We start from the raw sequence: 13,835 nt of genomic DNA, 5'->3' as shown, positions 1-13,835 counted from the left end.
GCACGGACACCGCATCCGGGTGGACTCAGAGGATTTTTTCCGCTCCCCGCCCTTGACCGCCTCCGCCGATGGGCCATATGAGGCGCGCTGGCACTCTCGACCGGGGAGTGCTAACAAAACAGAGTTCATTGGGAGCAGGGGAAAGCCGGGAGAGTTGCGGGGCACGGTCTCCGTCAATCTCGTCCGCCGATAACCGCTCCCTCATCGAAGGGAAAGGCAATCCATATGGCATTCCGTCCGCTGCATGACCGTGTTCTGGTCCGCCGCATCGAAGCCGAGGCAAAGACCGCCGGCGGCATCATCATCCCCGACACCGCCAAGGAAAAGCCGCAGGAAGGCGAGATCGTCTCCGTCGGTTCCGGCGCCAAGAGCGAAGACGGCAAGGTGACCCCGCTGGACGTCAAGGCTGGCGACAAGATCCTGTTCGGCAAATGGTCCGGCACCGAGGTCAAGGTCGACGGCGAAGACCTGATCATCATGAAGGAATCCGACATTCTGGGTATTGTCGGCTGATCAGCAAATTCATTCCGTTCGCCCTGAGCGAAGTCGAAGGGTTCGACCGACCGTAGGGAGGTCACTTCGCTCCGCTCAGTGGAAGGCTTCGACTTCGCTCAGCCCGAACGGATTTTAGATTTCACATTCAAGCAGAGGTATTATCTCATGGCTGCAAAAGACGTAAAATTCTCCCGCGACGCGCGTGAACGCATCCTGCGCGGCGTCGACATCCTGGCCGACGCGGTCAAGGTGACGCTGGGTCCCAAGGGCCGCAACGTCGTCATCGACAAGAGCTTCGGCGCTCCCCGCATCACCAAGGACGGCGTCACCGTCGCCAAGGAAATCGAACTGAAGGACAAGTTCGAGAATATGGGCGCGCAGATGGTCCGCGAAGTCGCTTCCAAGACCAACGACATCGCCGGTGACGGCACCACCACCGCGACCGTTCTGGCCCAGGCCATCGTCCGCGAGGGCATGAAGTCGGTTGCCGCCGGCATCAACCCGATGGACCTGAAGCGCGGCATCGACCTCGCCGTCACCAAGGTGACCGAGAATCTGAAGGCCCGTTCGAAGCCGGTCGCCGGTTCTTCGGAAGTCGCACAGGTCGGCATCATCTCCGCCAATGGCGACACCGTCGTTGGCGAGAAGATCGCCGAGGCGATGGAGAAGGTCGGCAAGGAAGGCGTGATCACCGTTGAGGAGGCCAAGGGCCTCGATTTCGAGCTGGACGTCGTTGAGGGCATGCAGTTCGACCGCGGCTACCTCTCGCCCTACTTCATCACCAACCCGGAAAAGATGCTCGTCGAGCTTCAGGACCCCTATATCCTGATCCACGAAAAGAAGCTGTCGAACCTGCAGGCGATCCTTCCGATCCTGGAAGCCGTCGTTCAGTCGGGCCGTCCGCTCCTGATCATCGCCGAGGATATCGAGGGCGAGGCTCTGGCCACGCTCGTCGTCAACAAGCTGCGCGGCGGCCTGAAGGTCGCTGCCGTCAAGGCTCCCGGCTTCGGCGATCGCCGCAAGGCGATGCTTGAGGACATCGCGATCCTGACCCAGGGCGAGATGATCTCCGAAGACCTCGGCATCAAGCTTGAGAATGTCACCATCGGCATGCTGGGCACCGCCAAGCGCGTTTCGATCGACAAGGACAACACCACCATCGTCGACGGTGCGGGTGATGCCGGCGCGATCAAGGGCCGCGTCGAAGCGATCCGTGCGCAGATCGAGAACACCACCAGCGATTACGACCGTGAGAAGCTCCAGGAGCGCCTCGCCAAGCTCGCCGGCGGCGTTGCCGTGATCAAGGTCGGCGGTTCGACCGAAGTGGAAGTCAAGGAGCGCAAGGATCGCGTCGACGACGCCCTGCACGCCACCCGCGCAGCGGTTGAGGAAGGCATCGTCCCCGGCGGCGGCACGGCCCTCCTTTACGCCACCAAGGCCCTCGACGGCCTGAAGGGCGCGAATGACGACCAGACCCGCGGCATCGACATCATCCGCAAGGCGATCACCGCGCCTGTGAAGCAGATCGCCCAGAACGCAGGCGTCGACGGCGCCGTCGTCGCCGGCAACCTGCTGCGCGAGAATGACGAGACCAAGGGCTACAACGCCTCGACCGACACCTATGAGAATCTGGTGAAGGCTGGCGTGATCGACCCGACCAAGGTCGTTCGCACCGCCCTGCAGGACGCGGCATCGGTCGCCGGTCTGCTGATCACCACCGAAGCGGCTATCTCGGACACGCCCGAAGACAAGCCGGCCATGGGCGGCATGCCCGGCGGCATGGGTGGAATGGGCGGCATGGGCGGCATGGACTTCTAAGTCTTGCGCTCGGCAGCTTAAGGCACGCAAAGAAGGGGCTGGTGGGGAAACTCACCGGCCCTTTTCTGTTGGGGCGGTTTTACATAGCCGCGGATGGCTGCCGGTATGGATGGATTGGGGACTGACGGTTTGCCTGGTCCGTTCAGGCTGAGCGAAGTCGAAGCCCCCCGCCGAGTGTAACGAGGCCAAAAGCTTCGCCTCCGCTCAGCAAAGCCCTTCGACTTCGCTCAGGGCGAACGGAGGATAGATAATCATTAAACGCCTCCTCGCCGAAATTGGAGAAGCGGCAGGCGATCATCTTCCGTTCAGGGTCGGTCCTGCACCACGGCGCGGAAAAATACCCCATCCTCGAAATATTATTGCGCGGAACTTGAGCGGAAGGGGACCGCCTCTATCTAGCGGGCAGGGTCTCCGCGAAGGACATAAATATGCTATTTGCCGCCGCCGTCACAGGCATGATGATCGTCACGCCCACGTCCCCCGGCGCCTCCCATCCCCATTTTCCCGCCGCCCCGTTCATGCAAACGGATGCGACCGATCAGGCGGCAGCGGCGGGTCCGGTTGTTCAGCCGTCGACTGTTCAGGCCCCTGCCATCCAGACCTCGACAGCTCAGACAACGCCCTCAACGCCGCCATCGGCCAGCCCGCCGCCCGTAACGCCACCCGCGCAGCCCGCCACCGTTGCCGCCACACCCGCCCCGGCATCCGCCGACACTCCGCAGAACGATATCGTCGTGACGGGACGGGACGGCCCGCCGCCGGGCGACCCGCTCGAACGGGTCAATGAAAAGAGCTTTCAGGCGGTCCAGTCGGTCGACAAGGCCGTCGTCGAACCGATCGCCAAGGGCTATAACAAGGGCCTGCCGAGGCCGGTCCGCAAGGGGCTGCGCAACTTCTTCAACAATCTGGGGGAGCCGGTCGTCGCGGTCGCCTATCTGGCGCAGTTCAAGCCCGGGAAAGCGTTCGAGACGGTCGGCCGCTTCGGCCTGAACACCACCCTCGGCATGGCGGGCCTGTTCGACGTCGCCAAGCGCAAGCCTTTCCACCTGCCCTACCGGCCCAACGGGCTTGCCAACACATTGGGCTATTATGGCGTCGGCCCCGGCCCCTATATGTATCTGCCGATCATCGGGCCGACCACGCTGCGCGACGTCATCGGCGATACGGTGGATAATATGATCGTGCCGCTGGCCGTCGGAAAGCCATTCAACCGGCCCGCCTATGTCATTCCTTCGATGATCCTGCAGCAGGTGGGCGAGCGCGCCGCCTTCGACGAACGGATTCAGGAAATCCGCGCCGAGGACCGCCCCTATGCCGCCTATCGGGAGCTGTACCTCAACCAGCGGAAGGCGGAGATTGAGGCATTGCACGGCCGCGTGACGCCGGACGTCGTGCCGGTCTACGGGCCGGGGCTGCGCGTGCCCGATGGCAAGGAGGACGCGACGAAGGCGCCGGAAGTTCAGTGAACAAAAAGCGGCTTGAGGCATAGAGTCCTTCCTCCGTCATCCCGGCGAAAGCCGGGACCCAAAGCGCCCCATTTCAAAGCTGTGCCGAAGGCGAGATGAATCCCGGCTTTCGCCGGGATGACGGCCTTGGAGGAACATCGGCACCCCCACCACAAACGCTCGCCAGGCCAACTCACCCCGCCACCGCCACGGCTCACCCCAAGTCAGAAACCGTTCAGATTACGGCTCATTCTGTTCAGGCAAGCATGAAAGCCATGACCGTGAACGCTGCCGCAACCCTGCCGCTCCCCTATGCCGCCATGACGGCACGCCCAGCGCCAGCGGCCGCGCGCCTGTCCGACAGCATCGCCATCGCGCGGGTCATCTGCATATTGGGTGTCGTCTATGTCCACGCCTGGACCGGTGTCGACGCGCAGGCGCTGTACGCCATGCATGGCAGCGGGCAGGACATGCTGCGCTGGATATTGATGGAGGGGCTGGGCCGCAGCGCGGTGCCGCTGCTCGGCCTCATCTCCGGCTGGCTGGTCATGGCGTCCTCCAAGAGCCGCAACTGGTGGCCGCATGTCCGGCACAAGGCCCGGACGATTCTGCTGCCGATGGTGCTGTGGAATGCGCTCGCAATCCTGATCGTCAGCGGCACGGCGATCCTGTTCACCCTGCCCGCGCCCGTTCCGCACACCTTCGAATGGGTGATGCAGGAGCTTTTCATCCTGACCCGCAATCCCGACATCAGCGTGCAGATGCCGTTCCTGCGCGACCTGTTCCTGTGCATGCTCGTCGCGCCGCTGCTGGTGCGCGCGCCGACCTGGGCGCTGGGTGTCCTGTCCGCCGCCGCCGCGATCTGCTGGGTCGCGGGCATTGGTCAGCCGGTGCTGATGCGCACCTCCATCCTCGCCTTCTTCACGCTCGGCATGATCGTGCGCCGGGTCCGGCTGGAGCAGAAGGTCGCGAACATGTCCTTCGGCCTCGCCCTGCTGCCCTTCCTGCTGCTGCTGCCGGTCAAGGTCGCGCTGTCGCTCTATGACGTGCCCTTCTGGGATAATCAGGGGCATCCGATGGCGGCGGTCGATCTGGTGACGCGGGTGGCGGCGGCCGTGCTGTTCTGGCGGGTGGCCTGGGGCCTGGCGGACTCCTTCGCCGCCGCGACGCTGAAACGGGTCGAGCCGTACATGTTCCTGATGTTCTGCGGGCACCTGATCCTGATCTGGACCCTCGCGCCGATTATCGGGCGCTGGACGGGGCCGCTCGGCTCGCCGGCCTATCCCGCCTTCCTGCTGTTGCAGCCCTTCCTGACCCTCGCTTTCGCCATCGCCTTCGCCAAGCTGCTCAGCGCGGTGTCGCCGGGCGCAGCCCGCATCCTGAGCGGCGGACGGCTAGGCCGCGACCTGCGCGCCGTTGATCGCGCGGGCAGCGTCCATGGCGATGGCAAGCGACCGCTTCCGCGCGTCATGGTCGAACATACTGCTTGAAACGATCACTTCGTCCACGCCGGTACGGTTGATGAAGGCGGACAGGTCGCGCGCGACATCCGCCTGCGTGCCGATGCTCGACGCCTTGAACACGCCGTTCAGCATCATCCGCGTCTGCGGCGGCAGGGTCGCGCGATAGCCCGGCACCGGCGGCGGCAGCTTGCCCGGCGTGCCGGTGCGCAGCGCGACGAACATCTGCATCATCGATGTCGCCAGCGTCTCCGCCTCCTCCGCCGTATCCGCCGCGAAGATGTTGAACCCCGCCATCGCATAGGGCTGGGACAATTGCGCCGAAGGGCGGAAGTCGCGACGGTAGATGGCAAGCGCCTCGTCCAGCGCATCGGGCGCGAAATGGGAGGCGAAGGCGTAGGGCAGGCCAAGCGCGGCGGCGAGTTGCGCGCCATAGAGGCTGGACCCCAATATCCAGAGCGGCACCTCCGCCCCTGCGCCCGGCGTCGCCTGGAAGCCGGGGCTGTCGTCGCCCACGAAATAGGCCTGCAGCTCCATCACGTCGCGGGGGAACTGGTTGGCGTCGCTGGCGAGGGTCCGGCGCATCGCCATCATCACTCGCTGGTCGGACCCCGGCGCGCGGCCCAGCCCCAGATCGACCCGGCCGGGGAACAGCGCGGCGAGCGTCCCGAACTGCTCGGCAATGGTCAACGGCGCATGGTTGGGCAACATGATGCCGCCCGCCCCAATCCTGATCGTCGATGTCGCCGCGCCGACATGGGCAAGCACCACCGCCGTCGCCGCGCTGCCAACGCCCGGCATGCCATGATGCTCCGCCGCCCAATAGCGGTGGAAGCCCAAAGCCTCGGCATGGACGGCGAGGTCCGCGGCGCGGATCAGGGCGGTGGACACATCGCTACCCTCGGTAACGGGCACGAGGTCGAGCAGGGAGAATTTCGTCATGGGGGCAATATAAGGTGTCAGTTGCAAATCGCTACCCTTGCCTGGGGGGAGGATTTTAAGGAAACCGGCTGCCCCATATTTCACCGCACTCCAGAAGAAAGAGAGCGCCGCTGCTCATCGGGTTTGCGATGCAACTCCTCCGTCATCCCGGCTTTCGCCGGGATGACGGACAAAGATGGAGGCCAGCGGCCGACTGTCGCGATTCGTCACCCACTTCCCGCACCTCTACCCGTTCGCCTTCAAATCCCCCAGCACGGTCGGGATCAATTCCGACACGGTGGGATGGATCGGCACCGCCCATTGCAGGGTAGATACTGGCTGATCGGCGTTCATCATGTCGAGAATGCCGTGGATCGCCTCATCGCCATTCGTGCCCAGGATCGCCGCGCCCAATATGCGCTTGCTGGCCGCATCGGCGACGACCTTCATGAAACCCTTGGTCTCCCCCTTCTCGACGGCGCGGCCGACGCGGGTCATGGGGCGTTTCGATACGAGTATGTCGTGACCGGCCTTGCGCGCCTCCGCCTCGCTCATGCCGACGCGGCCGAGCGGCGGATCGATATAGAGCGCATAACCCATCAGGCGATCGCTGACCTTGCGCGCATCCCCGTCGAGCAGGTTGGCGGCGACGATCTCGAAATCATTATAGGCGGTGTGGGTGAAGGCCCCGCGCCCGTTGCAGTCGCCCAGCGCCCATATCCCCGGCATGCTGCTCTGCAGGCCATCGTCGACGGTGATATAGCCCCGCGCGTCGAGCGCCACCCCCGCCTTGTCGATGCCAAGATCGTCGGTATTCGGGCGGCGGCCGATGGCGAGCAGGACATGGGTGCCGGTGATGGTCGCGCCATTGACGGTCACCTCCGCGCCATCGGCATGCGGCGCAAAGGCGATGTCCGCCGCATCGGTCAGGACGCTGATCCCCTCCGCCTCCAATATCTCGCGGACCGCCTGGCTGACATCCTCATCCTCGCGCGTGATGAGGCGGGGGCCGCGCTCGATGACAGTCACCTCCGCGCCGAAGCGGCGGAACATCTGCGCAAATTCCAGGCCGATATAGCTGCCGCCGATAATGATCAGATGCCCAGGAACCTGATCCAGCGCCAATATGCCGCTGTTGGTCATGTAAGATATGTCCGCCAGCCCCGGCATGTCGGGAATGACCGCGCGGCCGCCGACATTGAGGAAAATCTGCGGCGCGGTCAGCATCCGCTCGCCGACCTGCAGGACATGCGGAGCCGTGAAGCGCGCATGGCCGCGCAGGAAGGTCAGGCCCTCCATCCCCTCCAGCCATCTCTCATTATTATGGCGGGCGTTGAGCGTGACCTGATGCGACCTTTTGTGGACGGCGGCCATGTCGATCCGCACCGGCCCGTCGATCATCACGCCATAATCGCCGCCGCGCCGGGCGAGATAGGCGGCATAGGCGCTGGCGACCAGCGCCTTGGTCGGCATGCAGCCGGTGTTGACGCAGGTGCCGCCGACCAGATGCCGCTCGATCAGCGCAACCTTCCGCCCCGCGCCGGTCAGCCGCCCGGCCAGCGACGGCCCCGCCTGCCCCGCGCCGACGATGATCGCGTCGAACGCTTCCGGCTGCGCGGCGCTCATAGCTGGGAGACGATGGCGTAGGCGCCCGCGATGGCCACCACATCCTCGATCAGCGCGGCGGGCAGGTCGCGCCCGAACATGGCGGCCAGACGCGCGCGCACCGCCGCACCGCCATAGGTGCCGATGATCGCCCCGACTATGCCGAGCACCGCGCCCGTCGCAAGCGCGCCGCCAGACGCCCCGATCGCTGCGCCGCTAAGGCCGCCGAGCAGGAGGCGCGCGCCGAACTGCTGCGGCACCTTGCGGCTGGGGGTGGAGGGAAGCTGATCGGTGATCAGCTCCACCACGGCCAGCGCGGTGAATATCCAGGGCGTGAAGCGGTATCCCAGAAAGGCCAGCCAACTGCCGGACAGGTCGATCAGCCCAAGCTGCGCGGCCCAACTGATCGCGGCCGGGGCCATCATCGCGCGCAGCCCCGCGATGACCCCTATGGCGAGCGCCAGCCCCAGGATCATGACAATAGTTCCGCGTCCAGAGTGATCTCCGCCGCCTTCAGCAGCTTGGATACGGGGCAGTTCGCCTTCGCCTTGGCGGCAAGCTCCTGGAACGTCGCGTCGTCCGCGCCGGGGATCTTCGCCTTCAGCGTCAGGGCGATGGCGGGGATGGAAAAGCCGCCCTCTCCCTGCTCCAGCGTCACGACCGCCGTCGTATCCATTTTCTCCGCCGTCAGACCGGCTTCCCCAAGGATCAGCGAGAGCGCCATCGTGAAACAACCCGCATGCGCCGCGCCGATCAACTCCTCCGGATTGGTGCCGGGCTGCCCCTCAAACCGGGCGGCGAAGCCATAGGGATAGGCGCTCAGCGCGCCGCTCTGCGTGGAGATGGCGCCGCGTCCGTCCTTCAGGCCGCCGGCCCATTCGGCCGATCCCTTGCGATGGATTTTCATAAGGTCGATCTCCTGCTGTTGGTGAGAGGATGCAACGCGGTTCCGGGCATTTGGTTACGGCCTGTGCGGGGCGACTCGCCTTTCCCGTTGCGCATCCTGTCCTGAGGCCGGAGGATTGCCCAGCCGCCGTGCCAAATCAATCGCTTCCGTAACGATGGGAACAGCGCCGCCGCGCTCCCGTTACCCAAGAATAAGCAAATCCTATTACGGGAAAGAGAGGACCATATGACCGATGTTGCAAATGACGAGACGTCCACGCTGATCGCCTCCAACAAGGTGGAGGGTACGGCGGTCTATAACCGGCAGGGCGACAGGCTGGGGTCGGTGTCCAATTTCATGGTCGACAAGCAGTCGGGCAGCGTGCGGTACGCCGTGCTGTCGTTCGGCGGCTTTCTGGGCATGGGCAAGGATCATTATCCGCTGCCCTGGTCGATGCTGTCCTACGACATCAACAAGAGCGGCTATGTGATCGATCTGGACAAGAGCCTGCTCGACAATGCGCCGCGCTACGAAAGCGGCCGCGAGCCGGATTACAACCGGGATTATGGCCGCAACGTCTATGATTATTACGGGCTGACCTATCCCTGGTGATGGCGGCCGGGATGCGTGCAGGGCCGTCCCCCCGCCCCCGTGCGGGAACGGCCTTCTGCGCCAAATGATCGTCCCGCCCGGCTGAACCGGCTATTCGGCGTCGGGCTGGTTCTGCGGCAGGGCGCGTTGAAAGGCGTCGAGGGTCAGGCAGGCCCGCTCCGCCTCCAGCAGCCGGTCAGGGATCGCTGCGTCGAACCGGCGGGCGTTGAAAAGCTGCGGGATCAGGAAGATGTCCGCCAGCGTGACGGCCGCGCCAAAGCAGTAGGGACCGGGCTGTGCGGCGATCAGTTCCGCGCAGGAGGCCAGCCCCTCCTCAATCGTTTCCCGCGCCCATAGATGCGCGGTCCCGGTGTCGCTGAGCGCCTTGACGCGCTTTAGCACCCGCAGATTCTGCACAGGATGGATGTCGCAGGCGATGACCTGGGCAAAGGCGCGGACCTGGGCGCGGGCGATGGCGTCGCCGGGCAGCAGCGGCGGATCGGGATAGCGTTCGTCCAGATATTCGCAGATCGCCAGTGACTGGGTGAGCACCGCGCCCTCCGCCTCCAGCGCGGGAACCAGCCCCTGCGGATTGACGGTCAGATAGTCCGGCGCGCGCTGCTCCCCCTTCACCAGATGATGGGGAATATCCTCATAGGCGACCCCCTTCAGATTGAGGGCGATGCGGACGCGGAAAGAGGCGCTGGACCGGAAATAGCCGTGCAGTTTCATGGTGGTCAGCCTTGCGCCTGCGCTGGCGCAGGGGCCGCTTCCCGCACCGTCTTCGGCCCGAAGATGCGGGCGAGCAGCGCGAGATAGGCGATCCACGGCGCAAGCCAGATCACCCGCGCCTGATAGCGGTCATGCGCGCCCGAAAGCCCGCCGCAGATGAAGGCGTTCACGATGATCCCGCACAGGATCATCGCCACGGCCATGCGCAGCGGCTTGGGGATGTTCCGGTCGAACATGGCCCACAGACATATGAACAGGGAGACGATCGCGATCGTGCGGGTGAATCGGGCAAATTGATAGGCGGGCACCTTCAGTTCGAACGCCCTGGTCTGCGCCGTCTGGTCATAGATGTGGGGCGGCAGGTTGTTCTTGAAGAAGCCCCGCTCGATCCAGCCATAGTTGAATTCGTTGAGGCCGGTGCGGTTCATCTGCTTGTAGGCGCCCTCGAAGAATTTGCTGATGGTTTCGAGCGGCAGGTGAAGCACGGTTGCGATGACGAAGCGGGTTTCCTCCGCCGCGAGCTGGCGGCGTTGCGCCGGAGGAATGGCGCGGAATACGCCATCCGCGCTTGACCGGCTCCAGAGGAAATAGTCGCTGGGCAGCGGCAGGCGCGAGATATAGCGGCACAGGAGGAAGCCGTTCTTCGGGCAGGTGTCGCGCAGATAACGGGTGCCGGGACCATCGGCGGTCAACCGGGCAGTGACGAAGGGCGGGCGGATCGGCGGTTGCCCCATCGCATGGTCGACGCCCGCGGAGAAGATCGCCTCCCCCGCTATGCCGCTCGACGCCGCAGCCAGCACGATGGCGGCGGAAAGCCAGGGCCGGGGAACCTCCAATATATAATGCAGCAGGATGCATACCGCGACGACCGACAGCAGGATCGGCACATTGGTCGGGTGGAACAGCGCGGCAGCGGCGGTGACGCCGATCCAGAAGGCGCGCCGCCGCCAGCCATCCCGTTTCCAGAACAGCAGCAGCGCCGTCGCGCTGAGCAGCGCAAGCCCGCTGAACAGATCCGGCATCATGAAGGTCGCGAAGAAAGGCAGGGTGGTGCAGGCCAGCAGCATCAGCCCGGCGATCACCACGCCCAGCACCAGCCCGCCGACCCGCAGCGGCACGAAATATCGCAGGAAGGTGACGACGCAGACGCCCGTCAGCGCCGCCTGCAATATGGCGGCGGGCCAGAAACCGGCCAGCGCGAGGCTGAGATAGAGGAAGCTGCCATAATAGATCGACCGGCCGAGCATGACCGGCGCGGCGGTCCAGTCCAGCTTCGCGCCGAAAAGCCCGTGCGCCAGCGCATTGGCCCCGCCCAGATAGCCGGGCGTGTCGTAGAAAAGGAAGGGCATCCCGTTGACGAGAGCCGGCCAGAGAAACGCCAGCCCGGCCAGCAGCGACAAGCGCCGCCAAGGGAAATCGCGATCCACCGCCGCCTTTTGCCCCATCATAATATCCTGTAGCCCCCGGACTTACGACACCCCACCCCGGCGCATGTCGTTGTCCGTCCGCAATTACCGTAGCCGAGCGCAGCCCGAAGGCAATGGGCGTTTCGACAGGATGATGCCAAAGCGGTCAACTTTTCATTCCATCCGCCGCATGTCCCAACGCGGGGCAATCATCCCGATTAAGCTTTTAACCACAACAGCTTGTCTTGATGACGCCGCAAATATCTGGTGAGGGGGGATGATGACACAAGAAGAATTGAGCGGGTTGATCGGAACTGTGCTGAGCCGCGCGCCCCAATGGGTGCGCCATGACCTCTCCTCCTCCGACCCTTCGCTGCGGTCGCGCGCGGAAGAAACGCTGGCGGCGATGATCGCCGCAGGGATAAGCGCGGACCTGGCCGTCGACCACGCCGACTGACCGGCTTGCCGGGGCGGGCTGGACTAGCGCAACGGGCGGGCGCATGCCCGCACCATGGCGCAATACCGGATAGATTGGCTCAGCCCGGATGATCCGCCGCCGGTGGCGACGGTGCCGGCCGCCGGCGATTCGCCCTTCCTGCTGATCGGCGATCATGCCGGGATCGCGGTTCCTGCCCGGCTGGGGTCACTGGGCGTGTCTGCGGCGGACATGGCGCGGCATATTGCCTGCGACATCGGCGTCAGAGGGTTGGGCGAGGCGTTGGCGCGCATGCTGGGCGCGGCGTTCATCCACCAGAGCTATTCGCGACTCGTGATCGACTGCAATCGCGACCCCCGGTCGCCCGAAGCCATACCGGCGGTGTCGGACGGCACACTCATTCCCGGCAATCAGGCGATCGCGCCGGACGAGGCGGCGGCGCGGATCGCGGCGATCCACAACCCCTATCAGGACGCCATCAAGCAGGCGATCGCGCCGGATAAAGCGATGGGGAATGCGAGGGTATTGGTGTCCCTCCACAGCTTCACGCCGATCATGCAAGGCTTTGAACGGCCATGGGAAATCGGGGTGCTGCATGGCGGCGGGGACGAGCGGTTCGCGATTGCCATGCTGGATGTTCTGCAGGCGCGCGGCGGGATCGTGGTGGGGGACAATGAACCCTATCGCATGGATGGCACCGATCACACGGTGCCGCGCCACGCCTTCGCCACGGCCATGCCCTATGTCGAGATCGAGGTGCGGCAGGACCTGATCGGCGATCCGGCCGGGCAGGACCGTTGGGCAGGGATTATCGCCGAGGCGCTGACGGCGGCGTTCAGCCGGATATAGGGCGGGCGTCGGCCTGCGCGCCGAGATGCCGGGCGATCAGGGCGCAAGCGATCAACTGGAGTTGATGGAACAGCATCAGCGGCAGGATCACCTGACCGACGACGGCGGCGGGGAACAGCACGCCGGCCATCGGCACCCCCGTCGCCAGGCTCTTTTTGGAGCCGCAGAACAGCAGCACGATCGCATCCTCCCGCGACAGGCCGAGCAGCCGCCCGGCAAGGCGCGTGGCGAACAGGATCACGCCAAGCAGCGCCGCGCTCAGCACGCCGATCAGCAAGACGGTCGCGGGCGGCATCTGACGCCACAGTCCCTCGACCACCGCCGCGCCGAAAGCGGTGTAGACGATCAACAGGATGGAGCCGCGATCGACATAGCCGATCATCCCCTTGTGCCGCGCAATGAACCCGCCAATCCACGGGCGCAGAAGATGCCCGGTGACGAAGGGCAGCAGCAGTTGCAGCAGGATCTTCTCAATCGACGAAAGCGACACCGACGCGCCGCTGCTTCCCAGCAGCAGGGCGGCCAGCAGCGGCGTCACGAAGATGCCGAGCAGGTTGGAGAAGGAGGCGCTGCACACGGCGGCGGCGACATTGCCGCGCGCAATGGCGGTGAAGGCGATGGACGATTGCACCGTGGACGGAAGCAGCGTCAGGAACAGCATGCCGGTCGCCACCACCGGGGTCAGTCCGGGAAGCGCGGCGATGCCGACGCCAAGCGCGGGAAACAGCAGGAAGGTGGCGCCAAGCACCGCCAGATGCAGCCGCCAGTTGCCCGCCCCCGCCAATATCGCCTCCCGCGACAGCTTCGCGCCGTGGAGGAAGAACAGCAGCACGATGCTGACATCGGCGGCGGCATCCAGCACGCCGACCCACATGCCGCGCGGCGGCAGGACCGACGCCAGCGCGACGGTCGCCAGCAGGGCGAGAATATAGGGGTCGAACAGGCCCTTGATATGGTGGCGCATCGGAGCCTTTCGATGGGGCGGGGACATTATGCGAGGTATAAGGCCACCGGTTCTGATGGGCAGGATGACTTCCCCCCGTTCATCCTGAGCGAAGTCGAAGGACAACACTGAGCAGAGCGAAGTGCTTCACTACGTTCAGCAGGGCGCTTCGACAAGCTCAGCGCGAACGGTTTGGGATAAGGACGGGCGCGGGTGGCGATCCCCCTAATCCCACGCTACAGGCGTCG

The 13,835-nt window shown here is 65.1% G+C and carries 14 protein-coding genes; 7 read left to right on the top strand and 7 right to left on the bottom strand.

All coding sequences use genetic code 11. The features are described from left to right. Positions 1–225 precede the first annotated feature (225 nt). From groES to KFK14_RS01925, 4 genes are all read left to right on the top strand, one after another. Positions 226–513: a co-chaperone GroES gene (groES, locus tag KFK14_RS01940; RefSeq protein WP_070157557.1), complete on the top strand. Its 288-nt coding sequence runs from the start codon at positions 226–228 to the stop codon at positions 511–513. A 147-nt stretch (positions 514–660) separates the two neighbouring features. Then, positions 661–2,313 (top strand): chaperonin GroEL, encoded by a 1,653-nt coding sequence (gene groL / locus KFK14_RS01935; RefSeq protein ID WP_212609671.1) that lies wholly within the window; start codon positions 661–663, stop codon positions 2,311–2,313. Positions 2,314–2,741: 428 nt separating this feature from the next. Then, positions 2,742–3,779 carry an MlaA family lipoprotein gene (locus KFK14_RS01930; protein WP_212609670.1) on the top strand — a complete coding sequence of 346 codons (1,038 nt, stop codon included), beginning with the start codon at positions 2,742–2,744 and terminating at the stop codon, positions 3,777–3,779. Positions 3,780–4,033: 254 nt separating this feature from the next. After that, a complete protein-coding gene (locus KFK14_RS01925; RefSeq protein WP_343227782.1) occupies positions 4,034–5,248 on the top strand; it encodes an acyltransferase family protein in 1,215 nt (404 codons plus the stop codon). Here the strand turns inward: KFK14_RS01925 and KFK14_RS01920 are convergent. The 4 genes from KFK14_RS01920 to KFK14_RS01905 all read right to left on the bottom strand — a co-directional run bounded on the left by KFK14_RS01920 (position 5,153) and on the right by KFK14_RS01905 (position 8,651). Beyond that, positions 5,153–6,160, bottom strand: coding sequence for an LLM class flavin-dependent oxidoreductase (locus tag KFK14_RS01920; protein WP_212610982.1), 1,008 nt, complete (start codon positions 6,158–6,160; stop codon positions 5,153–5,155). The two genes, KFK14_RS01925 and KFK14_RS01920, sit on opposite strands and share 96 nt — an antisense overlap. 225 nt (positions 6,161–6,385) lie before the next feature. After that, complete coding sequence (locus KFK14_RS01915; RefSeq protein ID WP_212609669.1) at positions 6,386–7,765, bottom strand: FAD-containing oxidoreductase; 1,380 nt, start codon at positions 7,763–7,765, stop codon at positions 6,386–6,388. Next, positions 7,762–8,220: a DUF4126 domain-containing protein gene (locus KFK14_RS01910; RefSeq protein ID WP_212609668.1), complete on the bottom strand. Its 459-nt coding sequence runs from the start codon at positions 8,218–8,220 to the stop codon at positions 7,762–7,764. The genes KFK14_RS01915 and KFK14_RS01910 overlap by 4 nt, the downstream gene beginning before the upstream one ends. Continuing rightward, the gene (locus tag KFK14_RS01905; RefSeq protein WP_212609667.1) at positions 8,217–8,651 is read right to left on the bottom strand and encodes an OsmC family protein; all 435 of its coding nucleotides are present in this window, start codon (positions 8,649–8,651) and stop codon (positions 8,217–8,219) included. The genes KFK14_RS01910 and KFK14_RS01905 overlap by 4 nt, the downstream gene beginning before the upstream one ends. A 225-nt stretch (positions 8,652–8,876) precedes the next feature. On the opposite strand from KFK14_RS01905, the gene KFK14_RS01900 reads away from it, so the two are divergent. Beyond that, entirely contained in the window at positions 8,877–9,242 is a 366-nt protein-coding gene (locus KFK14_RS01900) for a PRC-barrel domain-containing protein (RefSeq protein ID WP_070158045.1), read from the top strand. A 90-nt stretch (positions 9,243–9,332) separates the two neighbouring features. On the opposite strand, the gene maiA is transcribed toward KFK14_RS01900, so the two are convergent. Together maiA and KFK14_RS01890 are read right to left on the bottom strand one after the other, a co-directional pair. Continuing rightward, positions 9,333–9,953, bottom strand: coding sequence for a maleylacetoacetate isomerase (gene maiA / locus KFK14_RS01895; RefSeq protein ID WP_212609666.1), 621 nt, complete (start codon positions 9,951–9,953; stop codon positions 9,333–9,335). A gap of 5 nt (positions 9,954–9,958) precedes the next feature. Beyond that, on the bottom strand, positions 9,959–11,401 hold the full coding sequence (locus KFK14_RS01890) for a hypothetical protein (RefSeq protein WP_212609665.1): 1,443 nt from the start codon (positions 11,399–11,401) through the stop codon (positions 9,959–9,961). Positions 11,402–11,636: 235 nt separating this feature from the next. Between KFK14_RS01890 and KFK14_RS01885 the strand changes: the two genes are divergently transcribed. Together KFK14_RS01885 and KFK14_RS01880 are read left to right on the top strand one after the other, a co-directional pair. Beyond that, the gene (locus KFK14_RS01885) at positions 11,637–11,816 is read left to right on the top strand and encodes a DUF6771 family protein (RefSeq protein WP_212611292.1); all 180 of its coding nucleotides are present in this window, start codon (positions 11,637–11,639) and stop codon (positions 11,814–11,816) included. Positions 11,817–11,870: 54 nt separating this feature from the next. Further along, positions 11,871–12,644 carry an N-formylglutamate amidohydrolase gene (locus KFK14_RS01880; RefSeq protein WP_212609664.1) on the top strand — a complete coding sequence of 258 codons (774 nt, stop codon included), beginning with the start codon at positions 11,871–11,873 and terminating at the stop codon, positions 12,642–12,644. On the opposite strand, the gene KFK14_RS01875 is transcribed toward KFK14_RS01880, so the two are convergent. Next, on the bottom strand, positions 12,631–13,608 hold the full coding sequence (locus KFK14_RS01875; RefSeq protein WP_212609663.1) for a bile acid:sodium symporter family protein: 978 nt from the start codon (positions 13,606–13,608) through the stop codon (positions 12,631–12,633). The genes KFK14_RS01880 and KFK14_RS01875 overlap by 14 nt on opposite strands. Positions 13,609–13,835 lie beyond the last annotated feature (227 nt).

This window comes from Sphingobium phenoxybenzoativorans, assembly GCF_018286635.1.
GTDB classification, from domain to species: domain Bacteria; phylum Pseudomonadota; class Alphaproteobacteria; order Sphingomonadales; family Sphingomonadaceae; genus Sphingobium; species Sphingobium phenoxybenzoativorans.
This window is presented reverse-complemented; position numbering and strand designations above follow the sequence as displayed.